We start from the raw sequence: 26,622 nt of genomic DNA, 5'->3' as shown, positions 1-26,622 counted from the left end.
CGTCAAGAAGCCGGCTCATCGATGCGTCCGAGGGCCGCCGAGTACGCGTCGATCGTCCTGGCGCGCCAAGGCCGGGCGGGTGTCCTGCGCGTCGGACGCCCGCCCGGGCGGCGCGTCTGCTTACTTCAGTGCTCCCGAGGTGAGGCCGGCCTGGATCTGGCGTTGGAAGGCCGTGTAGACGATCAGCATCGGAAGGATGGCCAGGGTCAGGGCGGCGAAGAGGGCGGACCAGTCCTGGTCGTAGCCGGCGGCCGTGGAGATGTCGGCGATGCCCATGGTCAGGACCCACTTGTCGCGCTCCTGCAGAAGGATGAGCGGGAGCTGGTACTGGTTCCACTGGCCCAGGATGTTGAAGATCGTGATGCTGATGATCCCTGGCCGGGCCATCGGCAGCATGATCTGGAAGAAGACGCGGGTGTGCGAGGCCCCGTCCACCATCGCGGCCTCGCCCACGGCGGTCGGCAGCGTCCTGAAGAACGCCGACAGGAAGAAGACCGTGAAGGGCATCGAGTACGCGATGTAGACCAGCACCACCCCCGCGTGCGTGTTCAGGCCGATGAACGGCCCGATCAGGGGGAGGTTGCCCATGTTCTGCACGACGAAGAACAGCGGCGTCAGCGCCAGATAGACGGGGAACGCCAGCCCCGAGACGAACAGCAGGTAGATGGCCCGGTTCCCGCGGAAGGGATACCGGGCCAGCACGTACGCCGCCATCGATCCGATGAGCATCGTCCCGAACGTACTGAACGACACGACGATGACGCTGTTGAGCATGTACTGCCCGATGTGCGCCTGCTCCCAGGCCCGCGCGAAGTTGTCCCAGCGCAGCGAGGCGGGCAGCGACCAGGCGTCGCCGAAGATCTCGTCCTCGCTCTTGACCGAGGCGAGGAACGTCCACACGATCGGGACCATCACGAGCAGCGTCCAGATCAGCAGGGCCAGGTGCGTCAGCACCCCGAGCGGCCCCAGCCGGTTCCTGCGCTCGGCGCGCGCGAGCTTGCGCGAGTTGGCCGCGGTCCACGAGGTCATCGTCGTCACCTAGTACTCGATTCGTTCGCGCCGGGACAGGCGCAGCGACAAGATCGCGAAGCCGACCGTGAAGAAGAACATCACCACGCCCAGAGCCGAGGCATAGCCGAAGCGGAAGTACTCGAAGGCGTTGCGGTAGATCTCGGCGGCCATGACCGTCGTCGAGCGGTCGGGGCCGCCGTGCTGCAGGGTCATCACCCAGACGATGGCGAACACGTCCAGGGCGAGGATGCCGAGATAGACCCAGGCGACCTGCACGGTGTCCCACAGCAGCGGCAGCGTGATGCGGAAGAACAGGCTGATCCGGCTCGCCCCGTCGATCTGCGCCGCCTCGAACATGTCCTTCGGGATGCTCGCGAGGCCGGCGGAGAACAGCACGACGTAGAAGCCGACCGCCTGCCACACCATGACGCTCAGCACCGACCAGAACGCCACGTCGGGGTCGGACAGGAAGCCGACGGGTTCGAGCCCGAGCGCCATCAGCGGCCCGTTCAGCATGCCGCTGCCGTCGGGCCTGAACACCTGCTGGAACAGCACCGCGACCACGGCCACGGCCAGCACCTGCGGGAAGAAGAAGACCACCCGGTAGAACTTCGAGCCGCGGATGCCCGACGTGCCCTGCCGGCCGCCCACGTTCAGCAGGAACGCGAAGAACAGCGCGATCACGATCGTGATCAGTGGCAGCAGCACGAGCAGGGCCGCGTTGTGGGTGACGGCCTTCCAGAACGCGGTGTCGGCGAACAGCCGCTGGAAGTTCTCCAGGCCGATGAACCGCGGCGCGGCCGTCACGCCGCGCCAGTCCGTCATCGCGATGTAGAACGCCTGGACGTACGGGGCGATCACGTACACCAGGTAGAGAATCACCGGGGCTGCCAGGAACGAGGTGATGAACAGCCCGCGGCGATACCTGTTGAAGGTCATCAGCGCTTGTACTTCTTGATCGAGGAGTCGTTCTTGATCTCGTCGGCCTTCTTCTGGATGCGCTCAAGGTACTTGTCGGCGGTGAGGTTGCCGGACATCAGCTCGCCGGTGGCGGCGATGGCCTCGTCCTTGAGCGGGCCGTACCAGTTGAACCAGCGGTAGTAGACGGTGTTGTCGCCGGCGTCCGCGACCGCCTTCGAGGCGCTGGTGACGCCGGGGGAGATGTCGCGGCCCTCGGTGGCGCCCTTGACCACGGTCATCGTGCGTACGAGCGCGCTGAAGTCACCGGCGGCCTTCTTCGACAGCATGGCCCGCAGGTACTCCAGGCCCGCCTGCGGGTGCGCGCTGCGCGAGGAGACGATGAAGTTCTCGCCCGGCTGGGTGTGCAGGGTGCCGTACGGCAGCTTGTCGGAGCCGGTGACGTCGGGGATGGGGAACATGCCGTACTCGAAGTCGTCCGGCGTGGTGGTCTTCTGCTCGTTCTCCAGCCACGAGCCGGACGGCAGCATGGCCACCTTGTACTTGTTCTGGGCGGTCTGCGTCTGTACGTGGTCGAGGCCGGTCGTGCCCTGCATGAGATACTTGGCGCCCACCTCGGCCCAGGCCGCGGCGGCGGTCTTCATGGCCTCCGTCGTCCAGGCGCCGTCCTCCAGGTTGTCGATGTTCACCAGCACCTCGTTGCCGCCGATCTTGGCGGCCATGGTGAGCAGCGGCTCGTAGAGGTATTGGGGGAACTTGCCGGCGTAGGTGAAGGGCGCCATCTTGCCGGACTTCTTGATGGTCTCGCACAGCGCGAGGAACGCGTCCCAGGTCTTCGGCACCTCCCACGCGTTCTCCCTGAAGACCTTCTGCGAGTACCAGATGCCGTGGATGTAGTTGACGTAGCCCAGCACGCTGAACCTGCCGTCGTACATGCCGATGTCGACGACCGACTGGTCGATGGTGTCGCGGACCTTGACGTTCGGGTCGTCCCAGCTCGGCGCGTCCAGCAGCGGGGTCAGGTCCTGGAGCTGGCCGTCCTGGGAGAGCGCGCCGAAGTCCATGAAGTTCGCGCCCGAGTTGTCGATGACCTCGGGCGGGTTGCCGCCGGCGAAGCGCGGCTGCAGGATCTTCGTGATCTCCTTGGTGGAGTTGTGCTTGATCTCCACGCTCGGATACTTCGACTTGAACAGCGGCTGGTGGATGTTCGTGGCGTACTCCTGGCCGAAGCCGCCGTCGAAGATCCACACCTCCAGCGGCTTGTCGTTGGCCACGCCGAACGGGTTCGCCGCGCTGGTCGCCGCGGGGGCGGCCGAGCTGGACTGCGCCGGCTGGGCGGCCGGGGTGGCGCAGGCGGCCAGCGCGCCCGCCACGGGCACGAGCGCCGCGCCGCGGAGGAGTTCGCGCCTGCTGATACGGGGGGTGTGAGGCATGGTGGCTATTCCTGACCTTTCATGGTCCGCTGTGGTGGAGCCCCGTCCGGTGGCAGGGGCTTGAGTGATCGCCTGAGGGGGGGGCCAGGACGCCGGTCGTGGGCGGCCTCGCGCGGGGAGCGTCATTCAGCCTCTCTCCACCCGGTGGCCCTCGACGGCCCTGATCGTGCGTTCGAAGGCCTCGTTCGTCCGCTCGTACGTGAGCTGCGCGACCGCCACGTACACCGCGTCCAGCACGAACAGCTGCGAGTGGACGGCCGCGAGCCCGCCGAGCCTGAACGTGGTCTCCCTGCTCGCGGTGGTCAGCACCAGGTCGGCCAGCTCGGCGAGGGGGGAGCGGGCGAAGGAGGTGACGGCGACGGTCAGCGCGCCGTGGCCGCCCGCCTCGGCGAGCGCCTCCATGACCTCCCTGGTACGCCCGCGGTGGCTGATCCCGATGGCCACGTCGCCCGCCTTCATCAGCGCCGCCTCCGACAGCGCCACGTGGGCGTCGCCCGCGCTCCAGACGGGGATGCCGATGCGGCGCAGCCGCCCTTCGAGCATGGTGGCGACGTTCCCGCTGGTGGAGACGCCGACCAGGAGCACGCGCGGCGCGGCCACGATCGCGGCGGCCACCCGGCCCACCACGTCGAGGTCGAGCTGGGCCGCGGTGTCCTGGATGAGCCGGGTGTCGGCGGCGGCCATCACCACGATGGCCGCGTCGAGCGGGTCGTCGGGGCCGATCTCGTGGCCGACGCCCGCGCCCCAGCCGGCCTGCGCGGCGCGGCCGGTCTCGGTGGCCAGCGCGACCCGCAGCTCGGCGTAGCCGGAGAACCCGAAGGCCCGGCAGAACCTGGTCACGGTGGCGGGCGAGCTGCCCGCGCGTTCGGCCAGCGCGATGATGGTCGAGCGCGCGGCCTCGGCCGGATCGCCGAGGATCACCTCGCCGACCCTGCGTAGGGCCTCCGGCAAGCCGGGTAGTTCTGTTTCGACGCGCCCGAGCGCTCCTGAAGTCACGAATATTCCTTCCGAATACTCGGTCTTCTGGCGAAAATTATTCTTGCTTACCGGTCGCGTCAACCCCCAGACTCGTTCCGTGACTGAATCGCTAGTGGTCGGTGTCGATGCCGGCGCCACCTCCACGCGGGTGTCCGTGCACACGCTCGACGGCCGGAGGGTGGGCTACGCGCGGGCCGCCGCCGGCAACCCGACCGCCCACGGGCTCGCCAGGGCCGTCGCGGCGATCGGCGCCGCGCTGAAGGAGGCGCTGGACTCGCTCGACGGGAGCCGCGTCGCCGCCTCGCTGGCGGGTGTCGCGGGACACACCGCCGCGATGGTGCCCGAGCTGGCCGCGCTCTGGGCCGCGCACGGCATCCCTCAGCCGCCGGTCTATGTCCGGGACGTGACCATCGCGTACGCCGCCGGCTCCGCCGAGCCCGACGGCTCGCTGCTGCTGTCGGGGACGGGCGCGGTCGCCACCCGGGTGGCGGGCTTCGAGGTGGCGCGGATCGCGGACGGGCTCGGGTGGCTGCTCGGCGACCAGGGCTCCGGCTTCTGGATCGGCCGCGAGGCCGCCAAGGCGGTCATCGCGTCCCTCGACCGGGGCCGCCTCCCGGTTCCCGGCGACCTCCTGACCGACCTGGTCCTCACCCACGTCCTCGGTCAGGAACGCCCCGAGACCCCGCGTGCCATCGCCGATCGGGTCGTGCGGGTGGCGCAGGCCGATCACATGGGGCTGGCCGCCCTGGCGGCGCCGGTCAGCAAGGCCGCCGCGGCCGGTGACCCGGTGGCGGAGGGGATCGTCAGGCGGGCGGCCGGGCATCTGGTGGCCACGCTGCGGCGGGTGCACGTGTCCGGGCCCGTGGTGCTCGCGGGCAGCGTGCTGACCAACGACGGGCCCGTCCGTGACGCGGTCACGGAGCTGCTGGCCGGTGAGCGGGTCGCGACGGCCAGGGACGGCGCGGGGGCGGCGGCCTGGCTCGCCGCCCGGCCGCTGCTCACCGAACCGGAAGCCGCCTCCCGCCACGCCGCCTTCACCACCGCCCCCTAAAGTTCCGCGCGGAGGCGGCGGGTGGCGGTGATCACATTGGTCAGCGACGCCTCCACCTCCTCGTACGTCCTCGTCTTCAGGCCGCAGTCCGGGTTGACCCACACGCGCTCGACCGGAAGCGCCTCGACGGTCCGGCGCAGGAGAGCCTCGACCTCGTCCACGGCGGGGACACGGGGTGAGTGGATGTCGTAGACGCCGGGGCCGAGACCGCGCCCGAACCCCGGGACCGAGCCGAGGATCCGGCCGCCGGAACGGGCGGACTCGATGGTGGTGACGTCGGCGTCCAGGCCGTCGATGGCGGCGAGGATCTGGTCGGCGTCGGAGTAGCACAGGTGGGTGTGGATCTGGGTGTGGTCGCTCGCCCCCGACGTGGCCCGCCGGTACGCCGCCACCGCCCACTCCAGGTAGTCGGACTGGGCGGCGCGGCGCAGCGGCAGCAGCTCGCGCAGGGCGGGTTCGTCCACCTGGATGATCCGCACGCCGGCCGCCTCCAGGTCGCGCACCTCGTCCCTGATCGCGTCGGCCACCTGGAACACCACGTCGCGCAGCGGCAGGTCGTCCCGGATGAACGACCAGGCCACGATCGTGACGGGCCCGGTGAGCATCCCCTTGACCGGCCGGTCCGTCAGCGACTGCGCGTACGTGGCCCACCGCACGGTGATCGGGGCGGGCCTGGCGACGTCGCCGTGCAGGATCGGGGGCCGCGTGCAACGAGAGCCGTACGACTGCACCCAGCCGTTCCTGGTGACCGCGAACCCGTCGAGGTGCTCGGCGAAGTACTGCACCATGTCGTTGCGCTCCGGCTCGCCGTGCACGAGGACGTCGAGCCCGAGCCGTTCCTGCAGCCGGATCACCCGCTCGATCTCGGCCTCGACCCGCCGTTCGTAGTCCGCCTGCGACAGCGTCCCGGCCACCACCGCCGCGCGGGCCGCGCGCAGCTCGCCGGTCTGCGGGAACGAGCCGATCGTGGTGGTCGGCAGCGGCGGCAGCCCCAGGCGGGCGGCCTGCGCGGCGGCCCGCACCGCGTACGGCCCGCGCTCCTCGCGCGCGACCGGGGTGCCGAGCGGGGCGCCGAGCGGCGGGGACGTCTCGGCCACGGACCCAGGCGCGGGGCGGTCCGCCGCGGCGAGTGCCACCACCTCGGCCACCTTCTCCTCGGCGAAGGCCAGCCGCTCCTTCAGCGCCGGGTCCAGGCCGGGCTCGGCGGCCAGCGTGTAGGGGACGTGCAGCAGAGAGCACGAGGTGGAGACGGTGACCCGGGAGGCCCGGACGGCCGCGAGGGCCGCCAGTGCGCGCTCCTGCGAGGTCCGCCACACCTCGCGCCCCGACACCACCCCGGCGACCACCGTCTTGCCGGTCAGATCGACAGCGGGGACGCCGCCGCGTACCAGGTCGAGCCCGACGGCCTCCACGGGCGTGCCGGCCAGCACCGGCAGCGCCTCCCCGAGGTCGCCGTAGGGGGCGGCCACCAGCAGCGCGGGCCGCGCCGTCACGGCGCCCAGCCGCTCGTACGCCCGCCGCACCGCGTCGAGCTCCTCCGGCGTCCGGTCACCGACCAGCGCGGGCTCGTCGAGCTGCACCCAGGCGACCCCTTCGGCGGCGAGCGCCGCCAGCAGTTCCTCGTAGGGCCCGAGCACGTCGTCCAGCCGCTCCAGCGCCCCGCCCAGCAGCAGGAAGGTGACCGGCCCCACCACCACGGGCCGCGTCTCGTGCCCCAGGGCCCGCGCCTCGCGCACCTCGCCCAGGGGTTTGGCCGCGTCCAGCTCGAACACCGTCTCAGGCCCGATCTCCGGCACGATGTAGTGGTAGTTCGTGTCGAACCACTTGGTCATCCGCAGCGGCGCCAGCTCCTCGGTGCCCCTGGCCATCGCGAAATAGGGGTCGGCCGCGTCGCGATACCGCTTCGGCACCGCCCCCAGCAGCACCGCCGTGTCCAGCACGTGGTCGTACAAGGAGAAGGTGTTGGACGGCAGCCCGTCGAGCCCCAGCTCGGCCAGCCGCCGCCAGGTGCGCTCGCGCAGCTCGGCGCCCACCCGGTCGAGCTCGGCCCGGGTGGACCGCCCGGCCCAGTACGACTCCAGCGCCCGCTTCAGCTCCCTGCGCGGCCCGATCCTCGGGTAACCGAGCACCGTGGAGGCGGGGAAGACGGCGGTTGGGGACATGGGTTTCGACTCCCTCAGCAAGGACGATCAGGTCGCTCGCATCGTGCCGACTCGTCGCCACGTCGTGCACCATGTATTGGTGTTGCTTATGCTCAGGGAGATCCAGTGCTTCACGCGGGTGGCCGAGCGGCTGAGCTTCTCGGCTGCGGCGGCCGACCTGGGGATGTCCCAGCCGGCGATGAGCCAGGCCGTCACCCGGCTCGAACGCGCCACCGGCACCAGGCTGTTCGAGCGCAGCGCCCGCGAGGTGCGGCTCACCGCCCAGGGCAAGGCGCTGCTCGCGTACGCGGAGCAGGTGATCGAGTCGGTACGCGCGTTCGGCGACGAGGCGGCCAGGCTGGCCAGACCGACCATTCACCTGGCTTATCCACCGCTCGTCGGCGCACTGGCGGCCAGGATCGCCAGACGGCTCGCGAGCCGCACCCCGTCCATCGGGGTCGAGCTGCGCGCCGCGGGACGGGCGGCCGCGGCACGGGCGCTGGCCGATCACGAGGTGTCGGCCGCGATCCTGGCGACGCCGGCGCCCGCCCAGTTCGTCACGGCGGCCAGGTTCCACGTCACGGTGGACCACCTGGCCGTGCCCGCCGGGCACCGGCTGGCCGCGCGCACGAAGGCGAGCGCCGCCGACCTGACCGCCGAGGTGCTGCTGACCCCGGCGAGCCGCCCGTGGCAGGGGCTGCCGGGCAGGCCGCGGCTGGTGGCCGACGACGACTTCGCCGCCGCGCTCGACCTGGTGGCGGCCGGCGCCGGGCTGCTGCCCATCCCGCACCTGCTGGTGCGCACGGTCCGGCGCGACGACGTGCGGTTCGTGCCGCTGGACGCGGGCGGGCTGCGCATCACGTACGCGCTGGCCTGGTCGAGGGAGCGGGTCACCCCTGAGCTGATGGCCCTCGTGCAGGCCGTGCAGGACGCGCTGTGGACCCGCTAGGTGACGGGCACGTTCCTCAGCGCCTCGCGCTTGCTGAGCCCCGTCAGGCCCTTCGCCCGGACGTAGCGGACGACCTCGGCGGGGTTGACCTTGGCATATTCGCGTAACGCCCAGCCGATCGCCTTACGGGCGAAGAACTCGTTGTCGGACAGGCTCGGCTCGATGCACGCGTAGAGCAGGGCCGTGTCGGTGCGCTCCTTGAAGCGGTTCTGGCACAGGATGGCCGTGCGCCGCTTCCACAGGTCGGCGTCGTGGGCCCACTCGAGCATCATCGGGCGCATGGACTCGGGGTAGGTGGCGAGCAGGTGGCCGATGCGGTGCGTGGCCAGCTCGTCGACCAGGTCCCACCAGGCGCCGGTGACGATCATCTCCTCGTACATGGGGACCGTGTAGAGGGTCTGGTAGTCCCGGTAGAGGCGGTGGCCGGACAGCTCGATGGCGGCGTAGCGCTCCTCGCGGTATTCGGCCTCCCGCCACAGCGACAGCACCGCGCGCCGCCACTCGGGCGCGCTCTCCAGCCGGTGCTCGGAGAACACCACCCGCAGCACCGACCGTCTGGGCACCGCCTTCACGCCGAGGAACGGCATCTCCGACTTCATGTAGGCCCGCATCGTCTCGGCCTTGCCGGGCTCGGCCACTTCCTGCAGTGCCAGCCGCACCGCCTTGCCGAGGCTCATCCCTTGTGCGTGGTGCGGTCGCCCGTGGCGATGCCGTCGAAGAGCACGGTGATGTAGTGCTCGGCCAGCCCGGCCGTGTTGAGCCTGCCGCCTGGACGGAACCAGCGCACCGCCACCCAGATCGTGTCGCGGATCATCCGGTAGGTCAGCTTGGGGTCGACGTCGGCCCGCAGCAGCCCGGCCGCCTGCCCGGCCTTGATCTGCGAGACCCAGATCTGCTCGACCTCGTCCTCGGCCTTGACAAGGTAGTTGAAGCGCTCGAACTGGCGCAGGTAGTTCCAGTCGTTCTGCATCACGGTGATGGCCGAGCGGTGGGGCTCCAGCGTGCCGAAGCCGATGCGGACCATCTCCTCCAGCACCGCGCGCGGGTCGGGGCTCGAGTCGAGCGCGGCGCGGTAGCGGGCGAGCAGGTCGTCGAGGAAGGTGGACAGCACCTCGTCGACGATCGTCTCCTTGGAGTCGAAGTGGTGGTAAAGACTGCCGGAGAGGATGCCGGCCTCGTTGGCGATCTCGCGTACGGTCGTGGCCTGGAAGCCCTTGCGCGCGAAGAGCTCCGCGGCGAGCTTGACGAGGTGGTCACGGCGCTCTGACGCGGACCCCGATGAGGTCGCGCGCTGGCGCTTCGCCGGGGCGGTGGTGGTGCCGGAGTTCTTTCGCGTCGTCACGTCACCATTATGAGCCCTCAGACAATCGCTTGTTCACACAACAGTGCCAGCTCATACGGCGTTCCCGGCTCGACCAAGCGCTTGTTACGATACGGAGATGAGCGAGGCGTACATCGTCGGCGCCGTCCGCACCCCGGTCGGGCGCAGGAACGGCGGCCTGTCCGCGGCCCACCCCGCCGATCTCGGGGCCCACGTGCTGAAGGAGCTGATGGCCCGCACGGGCGCCGATCCGGCGGCCGTGGACGACGTGATCTTCGGCTGCGTGGACACGATCGGGCCGCAGGCGGGGGACGTCGCGCGTACCTGCTGGCTGGCCGCCGGGCTGCCGGAGCAGGTGCCGGGCGTCACCGTGGACCGGCAGTGCGGCTCCTCGCAGCAGGCGCTGCACTTCGCCGCCCAGGCGGTGCTGTCCGGCACCGCCGACCTGGTGGTGGCGGGCGGCGTGCAGAACATGTCCATGGTGCCCATCTCCGCCGCCATGCTCGCGGGCCGGCCGCTCGGGCACGAGACGCCGTACTCGGGCTCCAAGGGCTGGACCGAGCGGTACGGCACCCGCGAGGTCTCCCAGTTCGCCGGCGCGGAGATGATCGCCGAGCGCTGGGAGCTGTCGCGCGAGGAGATGGAGCGGTACGCGTACGCCTCGCACCGCCGGGCCCTGGACGCCATCGACGCCGGACGCTTCGGCCGCGAGATCGCCCCGTACGAGGGGGTCACCACCGACGAGGGCCCGCGCAGGGACACCACTCCGGACAAGATGGCCACGCTCAAACCCCTGACCGAGGGCGGCCGCCTGACCGCCGCGCTGGCCTCGCAGATCTCCGACGGCGCCGCCGCCCTGCTCGTCGCCTCGCCCCGAGCCGTACGCGAGCACGGCCTGGCCCCGCGCGCCCGCGTCCACCACCTGTCGGCCCGCGGCGACGACCCGATCATGATGCTGTCGGCCCCCATCCCGGCCACCGCGCACGCCCTGCGCGCCACCGGCATGGAGATCGGCGACTTCGACGTCATCGAGATCAACGAGGCGTTCGCGTCCGTCGTGGCGGCCTGGATCAAGGAGACCGGCGCCGACCCCGGCCGCGTCAACCCCAACGGCGGCGCCATCGCGCTCGGCCACCCGCTCGGCGCGACCGGCGCGGTGCTGGCCGTCAAGCTGCTGCACGAGCTGGAGCGCACCGGCGGCAGGTACGGCCTGCAGGTGATGTGCGAGGGCGGGGGACAGGCGAACGTCACCGTCGTCGAACGCCTCCCGGAGCTCCGCGCTGATGGGAGTGGGTTGACGTCAGAAAATGCCTCTAGCAAATAGGAAACTTTCCTATTAGATTGCGGTGCATGTCCCTCAGCGGTGACCTGCTTCGCCTCGCCGACGCCGTGCTCTTCCCCGGCTTCACCGGCCACACCCCGCCCGACTGGCTGCGCCGCCGGCTCGGCGCCGGGCTGGCCGGCGTCGCGCTGTTCTCCCGCAACATCGCCGACCCCGGCGGGCTCGCCCGGCTCACCGCCGAGCTGCGCGCGGAGAACCCCTCGGTGCTCATCGGCACCGACGAGGAGTCGGGCGAGGTCACCAGGCTGGAGGTGGCCACCGGCAGCAGCAGGCCCGGCGGGTACGCGCTCGGCGTCGTGGACGACGTACGGCTCACCGAAGCCCTGGCCCGCGACCTCGGCCACGACCTGGCCAGGGCCGGCATCGACATCGACTTCGCCCCCTCGGCCGACGTCAACTCCAACCCCGACAACCCCGTCATCGGCCTGCGCGCCTTCGGCGCCGACCCGTCCCTGGTCGCCCGGCACACCCGCGCGTTCGTCCGCGGCCTGCAGTCCGCCGGGGTGGCGGCCACCGCCAAGCACTTCCCCGGGCACGGCGACACCACGGTCGACTCCCACCACGGCGTGCCCGTCGTCGCCGAGAGCGGGATCCAGGACGCGCTGCACCCGTTCCGCGAGGCCATCGACGAGGGCGTCAAGGTGATCATGACCGGGCACCTGCTCGTGCCGTCGTACGACGCCGAGCGGCCCGCCACGCTCAGCCCCAAGGTGCTCACCGGGCTGCTGCGCGAGGAGCTCGGGTTCGACGGGCTGATCATCACCGACGGCATCGAGATGGCGGCCGTGTCGGAGGCGTACGGGATCGGCGGCGCCTCCGCCCGAGCCCTGGCCGCCGGGGCCGACGCCATCTGCGTCGGCGGCGAGCACGCCGACGAGGCCACCGCCGACGGCGTCCGCGACGCGATCGCGACCGCCGTCACCACCGGACTGCTGCCCGAGGAGCGGCTGGCCGACGCCGCTCGAAGGGTCCGCGAGCTGGCCGGCTGGGCCGCCTCCTCGGGCAGCCGTGGCCACTCCGACGGCGGGACCGGCCTGGAGGCGGCCCGCCACTCCGACGGCGGGACGGGCCTGGAGGCGCCCCGCCATTCCGACGGCGGGGTCGGCTTGGAGGCGGCCCGCCGTGCCGTCCGCGTCACCCGCCGCTCCACCGCGACCGTGCTGCCCATCGGACCTGCGCCGCACGTCGTCGAGCTGGCCCCCGAGATGAACCTGGCCATCGACAAGGCCACCCCGTGGGGCGTCGGGGAGCCGCTCGCCCGCCTGCGGCCCGGCACCACCGCCACCCGCCTCACCGCCGGCTCGGCCACGGGGGCCGAGCTGGACCGCCTGCTCGTGCTCACCGGTGACCGCCCGCTGGTCGTGGTCGTCAGGGACGCGCACCGGCACCCCTGGCAGGCCGAGGCGCTGCGGCGCCTGCTCGGGGTCCGTCCCGACGCCGTCGTGGTCGAGATGGGGCTGCCCGTACGCTCCGACCTCGGCGCCGTGCACATCGCCACGTACGGGTCCGCCAGGGTCTGCGGACAGGCCGCCGCCGAGGTGCTGACTGGTAGCCTCTGACGGTGATCTTCGACGGCGCGGACCTCTCCCACCAGGCGCTGGCCGAGCGGCTCTCTCCCGACGAGACCCACGTCTTCCGCGAGTGCGACCTCACCGAGGCCGACCTGTGGGGCGCGCCGCTGGCCGGCGCCCGCTTCGAGTCGTGCGTCCTGGAGGGCGCCGACCTCCGCAAGGCCGACCTCGACGGGGCCGTGTTCACCGGCGGGGGCGGCATGCGCATCCGGTTCGCCGACGCCGACCTCATCGACGCCCGCTTCACCGACGTCGACCTGTCCTCCGCGCAGTTCGGCGGGGCGTTGCTGACCGACGCGTCGTTCACCGGCTGCCGCATGATCGGCGCGATGCTCACCGGCTCGCGCGGCACCGGCTTCACGCTGTCCCGCTGCAACCTGACCCTCGCCAACCTCGGCGGCTGCTCGCTGCGCGGCGAGACCATCGAAGGAGTCCGCTTCGACGACGCCGACCTGTCGGGCTGCGACTTCACCGAGGCGACCTTGGTGGACTGCCGCCTCCGAGGCACCCGCCTCCTGAGCGCCAAGTTCGCGAAGGCCGACCTGAGAGGCGCCGACCTCGGCGAACCAGACGACACCAGACTCCGCGCCTTCGCCGGCGCCGTCATCACCCAGTCGCAGGCCGCCGCCATCCTCGCCGCCCGCGGCATCACCGTTCTCTAGTCAAGGGAGACGGGCGAGGGTGGTCTTGGCCTCTGCCATGACGCGTTCGATCAGTTCCTGGCACGACGGCAGGTCGTCCAGCACCGAGACCACCTGCCCCGACGCCATCACTCCCAGGTCCGCCCGCCCCCCGACCATGGCCGCCCGCAGCAGCACCGGCGTGTTGGCGGCCTGGAGCACCTGGGCCCACGTCAGTTCCCGCCCGCGCCGCATACGCCGCCCCTCGCGCAGCAGCGACCCCCACGACAGCCCTGAGAGCCGCTTGAAGCGGGCCGCGTTGACCACCGCCCGCACGAGCCGCGACCGCTCAAGGGAGGCCACGAACGGCGTGTGCAGGACCCGGTGCGGGACCCCGTCCACGTTCCTGGTCACCACGGTCTCCCGGGCCGCCAGGTAGACCCGCTTCACCTCGCCGGGCACCGGCGAGTCGCTGGTCAGCAGGAAGCGGGTGCCCATGGCGATCCCGCAGGCCCCGTACGCGAGCGCCGCCACGAGCCCACGCCCGTCGAAGAACCCGCCGGCCGCGACGACCGGGATGTCCACCGCGTCCACCACCTGCGGGAGAAGCAGCGTGGTCGCGAGGGGCCCGGTGTGACCGCCGCCCTCGCCGCCCTGCACGATGACCGCGTCCGCCCCCCACTCCGCCACCTTCTCGGCGTGCCGCCGCGCCCCCACCGACGGGATCACCACGACCCCGGCGTCCTTGAGCCGGGAGATCAGCTCAGGGCGCGGCGCCAGCGCGAACGACGCCACCCGCACCCCCTCCCTGACCAGCACCTCCACCCGCTCGGCCGCGTCGTCGGCGTCGGCACGCAGGTTCACCCCGAAGGGCGCGTCGGTACGCTCCTTCACCCGCCTGACGGCCGCCGTCATCTCGGGCACCGACATGGTGGCCGCCCCGATGACGCCGAGCCCACCGGCCCGCGACGTGGCGGCGGCGAGCCGGGCGCCCGCGACGTACCCCATGCCGGTCTGCACGATCGGGTACCGGCAGCCGACGAGCGAGGTCAGCGCGGTCCTCACGCCGGCACCTCGCGCTCGCGCAGCCGGCCGGGGTCGAGGCGGCCGAGCACCCGCAGTTCCTCGGCGGCCGGCTCCCGCGTACGCGGCACATCCCCGTCGGCCCCGGACAGCTCGAACCCCGTCGCGGCCACCACGTCGGCCACGCTCACGCCAGGATGCACCGACACCAGCCGCATCGTCCCGCCGGGGCCGGAGAAGTCGAGGACGGCGAGGTTCGTCACGACGCGGCGCAGCTCGTACGCGCCCCGGTCGGTGCCGACGCCGCTCACCATGTCCACCTCGGGCACGAACACCCGCCGCCCGTGCCGGGGGATCCAATAGCTGGTCGGGTCGCAGCGCGTGTTGCCCGGCGCCCCGCGCACCCCCAGGAGCTGCGCCTTGGGACGCGCCCAGTCGCCGACGCAGGAGATGTTCGTGTTGCCGTACCGGTCGATCTGGCTCGCGCCGAGCATGACGTGCCGGCGTCCGTTCAGCACCAGCCACAGGTGGTCGCGGAACGGCAGCCACCCCTCCACCACCTCAGGCGCCGCCCCCAGCGCGGGCACGTCGCCGGTGAGCAGGCAGACGCCGTCGCTGGTGAGCAGGTCGGGCTCGAACGTCAGCCGCGCCAGCCGCGCCGCCAGCACCGTGACGGGCCCGCCGATCCCGGCCGCCAGGATCTCCCCGTCACCCCTGAACGCCTCCGCGCACGCCACCACGCACACGTCAGCCCGCGTCGTGGTCGCGGTCGTCGTCTCAGCCGAGCCGCTCACGGTAGTCCTCCCAAGGAGTCTCGGCGTACACCCGCTGCGCCGCCTCGTCGCGCCCGTAGTCGGGCTCGCACGAGGTGAACCCCGCACCGCCCGGCGCCTCCACCACCCCCGCCACCATCGACCGGCTGATCAGCAACGACTGCACAGGGCCCTCCTTGAGCAGGTCGGCCGGGTCCACCAGCCGCTCGCACGAGACGTAACACCGTGCCGCCGCCTTGGCGTAGAGGTCGTCGAAGTACGGATCGGGCCCCAGGTACTGGGCGTTGCCCCGCGGGTCGGCCCTGTTGAGGTGGACGAGGGCCACGTCCATGGTCAGCGCGGGCACCGCGACCAGCTCCTCCCCGTCCCCGTACGGCGACCGCACCGTCCGCAGCTCAGGGTTGACCCGCAGCACGTCGGAGCCGAGCCCCGCCCGCGTCGGCAGGAACGGCAGCCGGTACGCCCCCGCGAGCAGGCCGAACATGAACATGCCCTCGTCGTACTCGGTGAACGCGATCTCGCCGCGCTGCCTGGCCCGCCGGAAGTGCGGCTCCAGGGGGATGGTGTCGAGCGTGACGAACGGGGCCACCACCCTGCGCACCTTCCCCGCCGCGCAGAGCATGCCGACGTCGGGGCCGCCGCAGGAGACGATCGTGAGGTCGCGTACGGGGGAGCGGAGCAGGGCCGAGACCAGCGCCATGGGCTTGCGCCGGGACCCCCAGCCGCCGATCCCGACCGTCATGCCGCTCTCCACCTGGCCGGCCACGTCGCAGGCCGTCATCACCTTGCTCACGCGAACCGCTCCCGGTGCCGGTCGCCGACGCCCATCAGGTTCAGCTCGAAGGTGAAGCCCTGCTCGAAGCGGTAGCTGCGGTTGACGTCGATCGGGTCGATGCCGTTGAGCGACTCCTTGGCGCGGCGGATCACGTACGGGTCCTTGGCGGCGATCTTCCCGGCCACCTCCATGGCGGCGTCCCGCAGCTTGCCGCGCGGCACCACCTCCAGCACCGACCCGAACGCGTGCAGCTGCGCCGCCGTCGCGTTCCTGCACGTGTAGACCATCGCCCGCATCAGATGGCCGGGCACCAGCCTGGCCAGGTGGGTGGCGGCGCCGAGCGCGCCCCTGTCCACCTCGGGCAGCCCGAAGTAGGCGTCCTCGCTGGCCACCACCACATCCGCGTTGCCCGCCAGCCCGATGCCGCCGCCCAGGCAGTGACCGTGCACGGCGGCGATCACGGGGACGGCGCACTCGTAGACGGCGGCGAAGGCCGCGTGGCAGGCGCGGTTGGCCCCGACCAGGGCGGTGAAGCCGTCGGTGTCGCGCATCTCCTTGATGTCCACCCCGGCGTTGAACCCGCGGCCCTCGGCCCGCAGCACGACCACCCTGGTCGCGGGGTCGTCGCCGGCCGTGCGCAGAGCCCGCGCCAGCTCCTCCCAGTGGCGTACGGCCAGCGCGTTCACCGGCGGCACGTCCACGACCACCTCCGCGACGGGCCCGTCCAGCAGCGAGATCCCCATCCACTCTCCTCCACCTAACGCTTGCTTGGTACGGTAGCACCCGTGACCGTCTCTTACGACTACGCGGGCAAGCACGTCCTGGTGACGGGCGGCACCCGCGGCATCGGCGCCGGCATCGCCAGGGCCTTCCAAGCGGCCGGCGCCACCGTCACCATCTGCGCCCGCACCCCACCCCCAGCGAACGACTCGCGCCCCCCTCACGCAGCTCCGCAGCCCCCTCGCGCGGAACCAGAGGAAGGTTCGCGGCCTCTTCGCGCAGATCCAGGGGGAGACCCGCGGCCGCCCCGTGCGGATCCGCAGGGAGAGCTGCCGGCTCCTCGGTTCGTGCGGGCCGACGTGCGGGTGCCTGAGGACGTGGAGCGGCTGATATCCGGGTTCGAGCGGCTCGACGTGGTGGTCAACAACGCCGGTGGGTCGCCGCCCGCGCCACTGGCGGGCACCTCGCCGCGCCTGCACGCCAAGGTCATCGAGCTCAACCTGACGGCCCCGCTGCTGGTGGCGCAGCGCGCGTACCCGCTGCTCGCCGCCGTGGGCGGGGCCGTCGTGATGATCGGCAGCGCCGGCGGGGCCAGGCCGTCGCCGGGCACCGCCGCGTACGGCGCCGCCAAGGCCGGGCTGCACCACCTGGCCCGCTGCCTGGCCGCGGAATGGGCGCCCCACGTCCGCGTGAACACGGTCGTCGTCGGCCTGGCCGCCACCCCCGACGCGGCGGCCCACTACGGCGGCCGCGACGTGGACGCCTCCGCGATCCCGGCCGGCCGCCCGGCCACCCCCGAGGACGTCGCCGCCGCCTGCCTGTGGCTGGCCGCCCCGGGCTACGTGACCGGCGCCGAGGTCCGCGTGGACGGCGGCGGCGAAGTCCCCGCCTGGCACCTCCTCACCACCACCCCACCTTGACCGCCTGCTTCGGAGGGCGCTCACCCCGCTCCACGGGGAGCCGTGACTCGCCTTCGGAGGGTGGTTTCTGGGGGTGTTTGCTGATATTTGTGCTTGATCCTTCTCGGGAGGTCTGCGTGGGTATCTGTGCCGGGCGCGTGGTGGTCGTGACGGGTGCCGGTCGGGGCATCGGCAGGGAGCACGCGCTGGAGTTCGCCCGGCAGGGCGCTCGCGTCGTGGTGAACGATCTCGGCACCGGCCCCGGCGGCGAGGGCGGCTCGGCGGGGCCCGCGCTGGCGGTGGCGGAGGAGATCCGCGACCTCGGCGGGCAGGCGGTGCCCAGCAACGAGGACGTCGCCGACTGGGACGGCGCGGCGCGGCTGGTCAGGACCGCCGTCAGCGCGTACGGCCGGCTGGACGTGCTCGTCAACAACGCCGGCTTCGTACGGGACAGGATGCTGGTCTCGATGACCGAGCAGGAGTGGGACGACGTCGTACGCGTCCACCTCAAGGGTCACGCGGCGCCGTTGCGGCACGCGGCGGCGTACTGGCGGGAGCGGGCCAAGGCGGGCGACCGGGTCAGCGGCCGGGTGATCAACACCTCGTCGGGCGCGGGCCTGATGGGCAGCCTGGGGCAGGGCAACTACGCGGCGGCCAAGGCGGGCATCGCCGCGCTGACCCTGGTGGCCGCCGCCGAGCTGGCGCGGTACGGGGTGACGGTCAACGCGATCGCGCCCGCCGCCCGTACCAGGATGACCGAGCAGGTGTTCGCGGAGTCCATGGCCCGGCCCGCGTCCGGCTTCGACCCCATGGACCCCGCGAACGTCTCCCCCCTCGTCGTCTGGCTCGGCTCGGAGGAGTCGGCGCACGTGACGGGACGGGTGTTCGAGGTGGAGGGCGGGACGATCGCGCTGGCGACGGGCTGGCGCCACGGCCCGAAGGTGGACCGCGGCGCGCGCTGGGACCCGGCGGACATCGGCCCGGCCGTCACCGACCTCCTGGCCACGGCCCCACCCCCAGAACCCGTCTACGGCCAGCCCACCTGACCCGCCGGTAAGGTCCGACCTCTGAGATCAGCGCATGGTTGAGCGGGCCGTCGGGTGGAGTCCCAGGCGGAGTGAGGGGGCGGTGAGGTAGGGGGTGATCATCGGCAGATCCGCCTCCTGTTCCTTCTCGGGGCTGTCGAAGCGGGCGAACCACACGAAAACGTTCACCCCGGTCCGTACGGGCAGCCGCGGGTAGGTGTTCTCGGCGTGCTCGCTCTCGAAGCACGCGACGACGGGCACCCCCGCCTCGGCCAGCACGGGCGCGACCTCGCGAGCGAAGAACCCGGCGAAGCCGGCCCCGACGTGATGGACGGTGGCGACGTACAGGGCGGGCGGCAGGCCGGTGGCGCCGGCGGGCGGGCGCTCGGACAGGGGCGGCTCGGGCCCGGCGGGCCGCAGCAGCAGCACGTCGTCGGAGTCGTCGAGGGTGGCGTTGGCGGCGTCGCGGTGGGCCTGCCACACCGGCCCGCCGTAGAAGGACTCCAGCGAGGCGCGCCGCTCCTCCATGGAGGGAAAGGCTCGCAACCAGGGGAACGTGTCCGGCTCCCCGGCCTCGCGGAAGGAGCCGGGCACCCGCATGCCCGCCGCCTCCTGTCCTTCGACGAACTCCCGCTCGAACAGCGAGATCAGGGTGTCGCGCCGTCCCGGGCGCATGCGGTAGCGCCGCAGTTCGTAGATCATGCGCGGACGGTAAGCCCGGGTCACTGACACCCCTTGTCAGCGTATGCTCCGAACAATGTTCTGATCACTCCTCGCTACCATTCGACCACACATGGTTATATGCTCGCACTGACCTTGATCCCCTGAGGTCAAGGAAGCCCCAAAGGGGACGGCGGTGCCCATCGGGCCCGGTGGCCGCCGTCCCCGGCGGGCTTTCCCCTCGGATGGCGAAGGAGCAGATGTGATCAGAAGGGTGTGGACCGTCGCGGCCGTGCTCGCAACAGCCGCCGGCGGAGCGCTACTCGCAACTCCCGCTCACGCTGACGACGACTGGGCCCGGTGGACGGGCCCTTGGGCCGGTGGCAACTGGGCCGTCAACCGGAGTGCCAACACCGACTCGGCCCAGTCGGGAAACGCCTTCGGAGACGTCCTCGCCGGCAACGACGGCGACGGGCTCTCGACCAACGTCAACAACATCAACGGCATCGCACCCACCGCGACCAACGGCGGGATCACGGTGACCTACATCTTCCACTGACCGGCTGACGTCCGAGAAAACAGCACCTCGAAAGGACACATCATGATGAAGAAGCTCTGTGTGACCGGTGTCATCGCCGCCACCGCCGCCGGCGTCACCCTGCTGTCGGCCCCCGCCTACGCCGACACCAACGCGGGCAACTCCAGCCGTAACGCCAACTCCTCGCAGTCGGGCAACAACTTCGGCAACGTCTACAACGCCAACGTCAGCGGCGGTCGTGGCGCCACCAGCTTCAACAACGTCAACGGCAACGCCGTGACGGGCACCAACGGCAGCGACGTCGTCGTGGATGACGTGGTCGACTAGCACAGCCAGGGCCGCGCCGCGCGACCGCCGGACCGCGGCGCGGCCCGACCGTGGCGAGCCGGGCCGGAAATGGCCCGGCTTGCGGCGTATTAGCATCCCTGCGTGACTATCTGTGCTTATGCCACGTTTGACGGGCCGGACGACGAGCTCGCCCCGATGCTGGCGGCCTGGCGAGAGGCCGGCATCGAGGGGCGCGCCGAGCGCTGGGACGACTCTGACACCGACTGGAGCGCCTACGACGCCGTGGTGGTCCGCAGCGTCTGGGACTACGTGGACAGGCGCGAGGAGTTCGTCGGGTGGGCGCGCCACGTGGCCTCGCTCACGCGGCTGCTCAATCCGTACCCCGTGATCGACGCCAACACCGACAAGACCTACCTGCGCGAGCTGGGCGTGCCGATCGTGCCCACGCACTGGTCGTCGCGGGAGCTGCCCCACTGGCCGGAATACGTCGTCAAGCCGGCCGTCTCCGCCGGCGCCCGCGACACCACCAGGACCACCGACCGCGCCGAGGCCGCCCGGCTGGCCGCGGCGCTGGAGGCCGCGGGGCGCACGCCGATGGTCCAGCCCTACCTCGACATGGTCGAGTCGGAGGGCGAGACCTCCCTGCTCTACTTCAACCGCCGCTTCAGCCACGCCGTACGCCGCAGCCCCATGCTCGCCCCCGGTGCCACCACCGAGGACAACGAGCGGGCCGAGCTGCGCACACCAGCCCCGGACCAGGTCGAACTCGCCGAGAAGGTGCTCACCGCCGTACCCCATGACCTTCTCTATGCCAGGATCGACCTGGTCCGGCTACCCGGCGGCGAGCCGGTGCTGATCGAGCTGGAGCTGACCGAGCCGTACTTCTTCCTCAACCTCGACCCCGCCGCCCCCGCGCGGTTCGCGGTGGCGCTGCGCGAGCTGCTGGGCTAGCAGGTGATGCCGCCGTCCACGGGGATGACCGCCCCCGTGAGGTAGGCCCCCGCCCGCGACGACAGGTAGATGGCCGCGCCCGCCATGTCGTCGGGCCGGCCGATGCGCCCGAGCGGCACGCTCTGCGCGATGGCCTCGCGGGTGCCGGGGTCGTCGAGCGCGAACGCCATCATCTTCGAGTCGAAGGGCCCGGGGGCGATGGCGTTCACCGTGATGTGCTCCTTGGCCAGGCGCTGGGCGAGGTGGCGGGTCAGCATATGGACGGCCGACTTGGTCGAGGAGTAGGCGTAGCTCTCCAGCGCCGGCACCCTGATGCCGTCCACCGAGCCCACGTTGATCACCCGCGCGGGGTCGTCGGCGCCGGCCGCCTGCCGCAGCTGCGGCAGGAACTTCTGCGTCAGGTAGAAGACGCCTTTGACGTTGATGTTCCAGAGCTTGTCGAAGGCGTGCTCGGGGAACTCCTCCAGCGGCGCGCCCCAGGTGGCGCCGGCGTTGTTCACCAGCACGTGCAGCGGCCCCTCCACGGCCGACACCAGCCGGTCGATCCCGTCGGGCGTGGACAGGTCGGCGGGCACCGCCCGGCAGCCCAGCTCGGCGGCCGTCTTCTCGACCTCGGCCGTCTTGCGGGCGGAGATGTACACGTCCGCGCCGGCGGCCACGAACCCGGCCGCGATCATGCGCCCGATGCCGCGCGAGCCGCCGGTGACGACGACGGTCTTGCCTTCAACGGAGAACAGAGTCATGTTCTGGGAGCATGCCATACCAACTGGTCGGTCGCCAGGCGTCGCGCCGGTCAGGGATGCTGCGAGGAGACCGAGACCACCTCGCCCGTCATGTACGAGGAATAGTCGCTGGCCAGGAAGACGATCACATTGGCGACCTCCCACGGCTCCGCCGGCCGCCCGAACGCCTCCTTGGCCGCCAGCTCCGCCAGCAGCTCCTCGCTCGTCACCTTCGCGAGGAACGGGTGCACCGCCAGCGACGGCGCCACGGCGTTGACCCGGATCCCGTGCTCGGCGGCCTCTAGAGCGACGCACCTGGTCAGCGCCATGACCCCGGCCTTGGCCGCCGCGTAGTGCGCCTGCCCGCGCTGGGCCCGCCAGCCGATCACGGAGGCGTTGTTGACGATGACGCCGCCGCCCTGCGGGATCATGTGCCGCAGGGCCGCCCTGGTGCAGCGCATGGTGCCGGTCAGGGTGACGTCGATGACGGCGTGCCACTGCTCGTCGGTCATCTCGGCGAGCGGGGCCGTACCGCCGAGTCCGGCGTTGTTGACCACCACGTCCAGCCGCCCGTGCGCCTCCACCACCGCGTCGAACAGCGCGAGCACCTGCGCCTCCGAGGTCACGTCGCACGGCACGGCCAGCGGCTTGACGCCGGTCAGCTCGGTCAGCGCCTCGGCGGCGGCGGCCAGGCGGCGCTCGTGCCGGTCCGACAGCACGATCGTGGCGCCCTCCTCCGCGCAGCGCCGGGCCGTGGCGTAGCCGATGCCCGCGCCCGCGGCGGCGGTGACCAGCGTGACTCGGCCGTCGAGCAGGCCGTGCGCTCTGGGGTAGGACGTGGGCATGGGTGCGGCTCCGTTCAGCGGGGGAGTCCCAGCGTGCGCTCGGCGATGATGGTGCGCTGGATCTCGCTCGAACCGGCATAGATCGTGTCGGCCCTGCTGAACAGGTAGAGGCGCTGCAGCGCGTCGAGCTCTCCTACCAGCCCCGCCCGGCCCTGTACGGCCTGCGCCAGCTCGCCCAGCCTGCGGTGCCACTCCGACCAGTAGAGCTTGGCGATCGACGCTTCGGGGCCAGGCCGTCCGGAGCGCAGCATCCTGAGCGCGTTGAGCCGCATGATCTCCAGCTCCAGCCACGACCGGACGAGCCGGTCGCGCAGCACGGGGTCGCCGGCCGCCCCGGTGCGCTTCGCCGTCTCGATGACCTGCCGCAGCTCCCGGCGGAAGCCGATCTGCTGGCCGAGGGTGGAGGCGCCGCGTTCGTGGCCGAGCGTGGCCATCGCCACCCGCCAGCCGTCGCCAGGGGCGCCGAGCATGTTCCCCGCCGCCGTGCGGGCGCCGTCGAAGAACACCTCGTTGAACTCCGAGGTGCCGGTGAGCTGCACGATCGGCCGTACCTCGACTCCTGGCCGCTTCATGGGGACCAGCAGGTACGACAGCCCGCGATGCCGCTGCGAGCCCTCCTCCGTCCTGCACAGCACGAAGCACCAGTCGGCCACGTGCGCCAGCGACGTCCAGACCTTCTGCCCGGTGATCACCCACTCGCGGCCTTCGAGGCGGGCCCTGGTGCGGATGTTCGCCAGATCGGAGCCGGCGTCGGGCTCGGAGTAGCCCTGGCACCACAGCTCGTCGCCGCGCTGGATCGGCGGCAGGAAGCGCTCCTTCTGCTCCTCGGTGCCGAACTCCAGGATGGTCGGGCCGATCAGGCCCTCGCCGATGTGGCCGACCCGGGCGGGGGCGTCGGCCCTGGCGTACTCCTCGTGGAAGGCGACCTGGTCCTCCAGCGAGGCGGCGCGGCCGCCGTACCGCTCGGGCCAGGCCAGGCACGTCCAGCCGTGCTTGCCGAGGTGGCGCTCCCACGTTTGGCGCAGCTCGTGGCCCTCGTGCTCGCGCCCCGGACCGCCGAGCCCGCGCGCGCGGGCGAACGGGCCGCTCAGGCTCTCCTCCAGAAAGGCCCGCGCCTCCTCACGCAGGCTCAACGAACCCCCCGGCGAATCCTCCGTAGCCGCCGCGGAAGAACACCAGCGGGCCGGCGTCGGCGTGCGTGTCGAGCTGGAGCACCCGCGCCACCACGATCACGTGGTCGCCGGCCGGGTGCTCGGCCTCGACCGCGCAGTCCAGCCAGGCCAGCGCGCCGTCGAGCACGGGGTTGCCGCCGGGGGAGCCGGTCCAGGCCAGCCCGGCGAACTTGTCGCCGCCCTTGGCCGCCATCTGCACGCAGACGGCTTCCTGGGTCTCGGCCAGCACGTTGACGGTGACGACCTTGGCTCCGCGCACCCTGGGCCAGCTCGTGCTGGTGTGGGCCACGCAGAAGGCGATGAGGGGCGGGTCGAGCGAGACAGAGGTGAAGGAGTTGGCGGCCAGCCCGTACGGCCGGCCGTCCACCGGATCGACGGCGGTGATCGCCACCACCCCGGTCGCGAACCTGCCCAGCACCTGCCGGAAGCGGCGGCTGTCCAGCCGGCCGCTCTGGCCGTTCTGACCGCTTTGGACAGGCTGGGCTGGGCCCGTGGCCATGGCGGCTCCGTTGCGAATCCTGCGCTGATGGGGCGTGGGAAGGCCGCGGCAGCCGTCCGGTGCGATGAGCCGGGCAGCGTGTGTGCTCATGGTGGGCCTCCTCGTCCGCCTGTGCGCTCAATCTTACCAAGCGCTTGCTTGGACGCTAGGGGGAAGCCGAAACGGCTGTCAAGTCGTACCCTCCGACCTGCGTTGACAGCGGCGAGAGAGGCTGCCTACGGTGCCATTGTGCCCAAGCGCTTGCTTGAATTCCGCGACCGCACCGCCGTCGCGGGCGTCGGCTGGACCCCCTTCTCCAAGGACTCGGGAGTCAGCACGCTCACCCTGGCCTGCCGCGCCGTGCTCGCCGCCCTGGAGGACGCCGGGCTGCCGCCCGACGCCGTGGACGGCCTGGCCACCCACCGAGTCGGCGACTCCGCCCCGCCCACGCTCGTCGCGCCCGCGCTCGGACTCACCGGCGTCACCTGGCACCTCGACCAGTTCGGCGGCGGCAGCGTCTCGCACGCCGTCGTCGGCCAGGCCGCGCTGGCCGTCGCGACCGGGATGGCCGAGACCGTCGTCTGCTACCGCGCCGTCAACGCCCGCTCCGAGTTCCGCATGGGCGGCACGGGACGCGCCCTGCCGGTCAGCCCCGAGGTGCAGTACCAGGCCCCGTACGGCTACGTCGCCCCGCCCCAGCAGTACGCCATGTACGCCCGCGCCCACATGATCCGCTACGGCACCACGGCCGAGCACTTCGGCCACCTGGCCGTCACCCAGCGCGCCCACGCCGCCGCCAACCCGCGCGCCCTCATGCGCACCCCCATCACCCTGGACGACTACCTCGCCGCCCGATGGATCGCCGAGCCGTTCCGGCTGCTGGACTGCTGCCTGGAGACCGACGGCGCGTGCGCCGTCGTCGTCACCACGGCCGAGCGCGCCCGCGCGCTGCGCCGCCCGCCCGTCCTCATCTCTGCGGCGGCCTGGGGCGGCGGCACCTCGCACCTGTCGGGCGGCGCCGCCGACCCCACGGTGACGGCCGCCGCCGAGCTGGCGCCCCGCCTGTACGCCCAGGCCGGCCTCGGGCCCGCCGACATCGACGTGGCCGAGCTGTACGACTGCTTCACGTACTCGGTGATCGTGCAGCTGGAGGACTACGGCTTCTGCCCCAAGGGCGAGGGCGGCCCGTACGTGGCCTCCGGCGCCACCGCGCTCGGCGGCCCGCTGCCGGTCAACACGCACGGCGGCTTCCTGTCGGAGGGATACGTGCACGGCATCAACCACATCGCCGAGGCGGTCTCCCAGCTGCGCGGCGAGGCGGGGGAGCGGCAGGTGGCCGGGGCCGAGGTGGCGCTCTCGACGGCGCAGCCCGGCTACGTCCTGCCCGCCACCAGCGCCCTGATCCTGAGGAGCGACCGATGACCGGCTTTCGTGAGGAGCCTTCTGACCGGCCCCTCTGGAGGAGTGACCGATGACCGGTTACCTGCCCCAGCCCGACCGCGACTCGGCGCCCTGGTGGGAGCGGCTGGCGGACAGGCGGTTCGCGGTGCAGGAGTGCTGCTCCTGCGGCGCGCTCCGGTTCCCGCCGCGCGCGTTCTGCGCGGCCTGCCGTACGGAGGAGTGGCACTGGCGCGAGGTGGCGCCCGAGGGGACGGTGGAGAGCTGGATCGTCAGCCGTCAACCCTTCGTGCCGGGAAGACGCGACCCATACCTAGTGGTAATGGTCCGGCTGGCGGCGGTGCCGGGCTGCCTGGTGTACGGGAACTGGCGGGCGTCGCGGCCACCGGCGCCCTGGGAGCCGGTGACGGGAGAGTATGTCGAGGTCGCGGCGGGGGTGACGCTGCTGAACTGGGCGCCGGCCGGCGACGGGAGCGGGCCCGGGACGGGCGTCGCTGCGGGGGACGGCGCCGTAAATCCTCCCGGTTTCTGACCTTGAGCCGGAAATTGGATTGGTACCGGTAAATCCCACCAGTCCCACCGTCACGAAAGGTGTCCCCACGTTCGGCCCTGAGGGTTGATGATGAGGCAGTAGGCGTCGTCAACGCGGACGGCGCGGACTTGGGGCAGACGTGAGCGTTGCGTACGCGAAGGCTTGCGTGACCGCGAGGAGGTCACGCGGTGCTCGCATGCCCGCCCGCGCACCGCCCCCCGGCACATGGAAAGGCCCCCATCGGGAGATGGAGGCGTCGGTTCTGCCGGTCCCCTCGGAGGAAAGCGCGCCCTGGCGGGCGTGGGGGACCCGCCAGGACGCGCTTCCTGCCCCGTGTGCGACGACCCAGGACTCCGGCGAGGGATGGAGTCCTAAACCGTTGATCCGCACACGGAGTCGATGGGGGAGCGCGAAGGCTCCAGCTGCCGGATACGTGCGATGTGTCGAGCTGCTCCGACCGGGTCATCGATGGAATGCGCGACGGGGGC

Annotated in this window: 28 protein-coding genes; 12 read left to right on the top strand and 16 right to left on the bottom strand. The window is 72.0% G+C overall.

The window, feature by feature from the left end; genetic code table 11:
- Positions 1-120: 120 nt before the first annotated feature.
- From ABZW11_RS28865 to ABZW11_RS28850, 4 genes are all read right to left on the bottom strand, one after another.
- A complete protein-coding gene (locus ABZW11_RS28865; protein WP_355423495.1) occupies positions 121-1,029 on the bottom strand; it encodes a carbohydrate ABC transporter permease in 909 nt (302 codons plus the stop codon).
- 9 nt (positions 1,030-1,038) lie between these two features.
- Complete coding sequence (locus ABZW11_RS28860; RefSeq protein ID WP_355423492.1) at positions 1,039-1,950, bottom strand: sugar ABC transporter permease; 912 nt, start codon at positions 1,948-1,950, stop codon at positions 1,039-1,041.
- Positions 1,950-3,362: an N-acetylglucosamine/diacetylchitobiose ABC transporter substrate-binding protein gene (gene ngcE, locus ABZW11_RS28855; protein ID WP_355423489.1), complete on the bottom strand. Its 1,413-nt coding sequence runs from the start codon at positions 3,360-3,362 to the stop codon at positions 1,950-1,952. Before ngcE ends, ABZW11_RS28860 begins: the two co-directional genes overlap by 1 nt.
- 126 nt (positions 3,363-3,488) lie before the next feature.
- Positions 3,489-4,358 (bottom strand): MurR/RpiR family transcriptional regulator, encoded by an 870-nt coding sequence (locus ABZW11_RS28850; protein WP_355423486.1) that lies wholly within the window; start codon positions 4,356-4,358, stop codon positions 3,489-3,491.
- Positions 4,359-4,437: 79 nt separating this feature from the next.
- On the opposite strand from ABZW11_RS28850, the gene ABZW11_RS28845 reads away from it, so the two are divergent.
- Positions 4,438-5,391 carry a BadF/BadG/BcrA/BcrD ATPase family protein gene (locus ABZW11_RS28845; RefSeq protein ID WP_355423483.1) on the top strand — a complete coding sequence of 318 codons (954 nt, stop codon included), beginning with the start codon at positions 4,438-4,440 and terminating at the stop codon, positions 5,389-5,391.
- Here the strand turns inward: ABZW11_RS28845 and metE are convergent.
- Positions 5,388-7,553 (bottom strand): 5-methyltetrahydropteroyltriglutamate--homocysteine S-methyltransferase, encoded by a 2,166-nt coding sequence (gene metE / locus ABZW11_RS28840; protein ID WP_355423480.1) that lies wholly within the window; start codon positions 7,551-7,553, stop codon positions 5,388-5,390. The genes ABZW11_RS28845 and metE overlap by 4 nt on opposite strands.
- A gap of 88 nt (positions 7,554-7,641) precedes the next feature.
- Here metE and ABZW11_RS28835 point away from each other — a divergent pair, with 88 nt between their 5' ends.
- Positions 7,642-8,481: a LysR family transcriptional regulator gene (locus ABZW11_RS28835; protein WP_355423477.1), complete on the top strand. Its 840-nt coding sequence runs from the start codon at positions 7,642-7,644 to the stop codon at positions 8,479-8,481.
- On the opposite strand, the gene ABZW11_RS28830 is transcribed toward ABZW11_RS28835, so the two are convergent.
- Both ABZW11_RS28830 and ABZW11_RS28825 read right to left on the bottom strand, forming a co-directional pair.
- On the bottom strand, positions 8,478-9,158 hold the full coding sequence (locus tag ABZW11_RS28830; protein ID WP_355423475.1) for a DNA alkylation repair protein: 681 nt from the start codon (positions 9,156-9,158) through the stop codon (positions 8,478-8,480). The genes ABZW11_RS28835 and ABZW11_RS28830 overlap by 4 nt on opposite strands.
- On the bottom strand, positions 9,155-9,823 hold the full coding sequence (locus ABZW11_RS28825; protein ID WP_355423472.1) for a TetR/AcrR family transcriptional regulator: 669 nt from the start codon (positions 9,821-9,823) through the stop codon (positions 9,155-9,157). Before ABZW11_RS28825 ends, ABZW11_RS28830 begins: the two co-directional genes overlap by 4 nt.
- A 97-nt stretch (positions 9,824-9,920) precedes the next feature.
- Here ABZW11_RS28825 and ABZW11_RS28820 point away from each other — a divergent pair, with 97 nt between their 5' ends.
- Genes ABZW11_RS28820 through ABZW11_RS28810 form a run of 3 tightly spaced genes read left to right on the top strand, consistent with a single transcriptional unit; the run spans position 9,921 to position 13,377 of the window.
- On the top strand, positions 9,921-11,126 hold the full coding sequence (locus tag ABZW11_RS28820) for an acetyl-CoA C-acetyltransferase (RefSeq protein ID WP_355423470.1): 1,206 nt from the start codon (positions 9,921-9,923) through the stop codon (positions 11,124-11,126).
- Positions 11,127-11,152: 26 nt separating this feature from the next.
- Entirely contained in the window at positions 11,153-12,703 is a 1,551-nt protein-coding gene (locus tag ABZW11_RS28815; RefSeq protein ID WP_355423468.1) for a glycoside hydrolase family 3 N-terminal domain-containing protein, read from the top strand.
- Positions 12,704-12,705: 2 nt separating this feature from the next.
- Positions 12,706-13,377 carry a pentapeptide repeat-containing protein gene (locus tag ABZW11_RS28810; RefSeq protein ID WP_355423465.1) on the top strand — a complete coding sequence of 224 codons (672 nt, stop codon included), beginning with the start codon at positions 12,706-12,708 and terminating at the stop codon, positions 13,375-13,377.
- Here ABZW11_RS28810 and ABZW11_RS28805 read toward each other — a convergent pair whose 3' ends face one another.
- The 4 genes from ABZW11_RS28805 to ABZW11_RS28790 are packed head-to-tail and all read right to left on the bottom strand — an operon-like array spanning position 13,378 to position 16,649.
- Positions 13,378-14,400: a nitronate monooxygenase gene (locus tag ABZW11_RS28805; protein ID WP_355423462.1), complete on the bottom strand. Its 1,023-nt coding sequence runs from the start codon at positions 14,398-14,400 to the stop codon at positions 13,378-13,380.
- Positions 14,397-15,152 (bottom strand): CoA-transferase, encoded by a 756-nt coding sequence (locus ABZW11_RS28800; protein WP_355423459.1) that lies wholly within the window; start codon positions 15,150-15,152, stop codon positions 14,397-14,399. The genes ABZW11_RS28805 and ABZW11_RS28800 overlap by 4 nt, the downstream gene beginning before the upstream one ends.
- Positions 15,136-15,912, bottom strand: coding sequence for a CoA-transferase (locus ABZW11_RS28795; RefSeq protein WP_355423570.1), 777 nt, complete (start codon positions 15,910-15,912; stop codon positions 15,136-15,138). Before ABZW11_RS28795 ends, ABZW11_RS28800 begins: the two co-directional genes overlap by 17 nt.
- Positions 15,913-15,920: 8 nt before the next feature.
- Positions 15,921-16,649 carry an enoyl-CoA hydratase family protein gene (locus ABZW11_RS28790; RefSeq protein ID WP_355423456.1) on the bottom strand — a complete coding sequence of 243 codons (729 nt, stop codon included), beginning with the start codon at positions 16,647-16,649 and terminating at the stop codon, positions 15,921-15,923.
- A gap of 42 nt (positions 16,650-16,691) precedes the next feature.
- Between ABZW11_RS28790 and ABZW11_RS28785 the strand changes: the two genes are divergently transcribed.
- Both ABZW11_RS28785 and ABZW11_RS28780 read left to right on the top strand, forming a co-directional pair.
- Complete coding sequence (locus ABZW11_RS28785) at positions 16,692-17,546, top strand: SDR family oxidoreductase (protein ID WP_355423453.1); 855 nt, start codon at positions 16,692-16,694, stop codon at positions 17,544-17,546.
- Positions 17,547-17,662: 116 nt separating this feature from the next.
- Positions 17,663-18,571, top strand: a complete 909-nt coding sequence (locus ABZW11_RS28780) for an SDR family oxidoreductase (protein ID WP_355423450.1) — start codon at positions 17,663-17,665, stop codon at positions 18,569-18,571.
- 27 nt (positions 18,572-18,598) lie between these two features.
- On the opposite strand, the gene ABZW11_RS28775 is transcribed toward ABZW11_RS28780, so the two are convergent.
- Positions 18,599-19,252, bottom strand: coding sequence for an NIPSNAP family protein (locus ABZW11_RS28775; protein WP_355423447.1), 654 nt, complete (start codon positions 19,250-19,252; stop codon positions 18,599-18,601).
- Positions 19,253-19,472: 220 nt separating this feature from the next.
- Here ABZW11_RS28775 and ABZW11_RS28770 point away from each other — a divergent pair, with 220 nt between their 5' ends.
- The 3 genes from ABZW11_RS28770 to ABZW11_RS28760 all read left to right on the top strand — a co-directional run bounded on the left by ABZW11_RS28770 (position 19,473) and on the right by ABZW11_RS28760 (position 20,987).
- Positions 19,473-19,769: a hypothetical protein gene (locus ABZW11_RS28770; protein WP_355423444.1), complete on the top strand. Its 297-nt coding sequence runs from the start codon at positions 19,473-19,475 to the stop codon at positions 19,767-19,769.
- A 42-nt stretch (positions 19,770-19,811) separates the two neighbouring features.
- Positions 19,812-20,075, top strand: coding sequence for a hypothetical protein (locus ABZW11_RS28765; RefSeq protein ID WP_355423442.1), 264 nt, complete (start codon positions 19,812-19,814; stop codon positions 20,073-20,075).
- Between the two features lie 102 nt (positions 20,076-20,177).
- A complete protein-coding gene (locus ABZW11_RS28760) occupies positions 20,178-20,987 on the top strand; it encodes a hypothetical protein (protein ID WP_355423439.1) in 810 nt (269 codons plus the stop codon).
- Here the strand turns inward: ABZW11_RS28760 and ABZW11_RS28755 are convergent.
- From ABZW11_RS28755 to ABZW11_RS28740, 4 genes are read right to left on the bottom strand one after another with little or no spacing between them, the layout of a single operon-like run.
- A complete protein-coding gene (locus ABZW11_RS28755; protein ID WP_355423436.1) occupies positions 20,984-21,730 on the bottom strand; it encodes an SDR family oxidoreductase in 747 nt (248 codons plus the stop codon). The genes ABZW11_RS28760 and ABZW11_RS28755 overlap by 4 nt on opposite strands.
- Positions 21,731-21,780: 50 nt before the next feature.
- A complete protein-coding gene (locus ABZW11_RS28750) occupies positions 21,781-22,554 on the bottom strand; it encodes an SDR family oxidoreductase (protein WP_355423433.1) in 774 nt (257 codons plus the stop codon).
- Between the two features lie 14 nt (positions 22,555-22,568).
- Complete coding sequence (locus ABZW11_RS28745) at positions 22,569-23,687, bottom strand: acyl-CoA dehydrogenase family protein (protein ID WP_355423431.1); 1,119 nt, start codon at positions 23,685-23,687, stop codon at positions 22,569-22,571.
- Positions 23,674-24,225 (bottom strand): flavin reductase family protein, encoded by a 552-nt coding sequence (locus tag ABZW11_RS28740; RefSeq protein ID WP_355423428.1) that lies wholly within the window; start codon positions 24,223-24,225, stop codon positions 23,674-23,676. The genes ABZW11_RS28745 and ABZW11_RS28740 overlap by 14 nt, the downstream gene beginning before the upstream one ends.
- A gap of 228 nt (positions 24,226-24,453) precedes the next feature.
- Between ABZW11_RS28740 and ABZW11_RS28735 the strand changes: the two genes are divergently transcribed.
- Both ABZW11_RS28735 and ABZW11_RS28730 read left to right on the top strand, forming a co-directional pair.
- Positions 24,454-25,626, top strand: coding sequence for an acetyl-CoA acetyltransferase (locus ABZW11_RS28735; protein ID WP_355423425.1), 1,173 nt, complete (start codon positions 24,454-24,456; stop codon positions 25,624-25,626).
- A 49-nt stretch (positions 25,627-25,675) separates the two neighbouring features.
- Positions 25,676-26,134: a zinc ribbon domain-containing protein gene (locus ABZW11_RS28730; RefSeq protein WP_355423422.1), complete on the top strand. Its 459-nt coding sequence runs from the start codon at positions 25,676-25,678 to the stop codon at positions 26,132-26,134.
- Positions 26,135-26,622 lie beyond the last annotated feature (488 nt).

Source organism: Nonomuraea sp. NPDC004580, assembly GCF_040609855.1.
Classification (GTDB): domain Bacteria; phylum Actinomycetota; class Actinomycetes; order Streptosporangiales; family Streptosporangiaceae; genus Nonomuraea; species Nonomuraea salmonea.
This window is presented reverse-complemented; position numbering and strand designations above follow the sequence as displayed.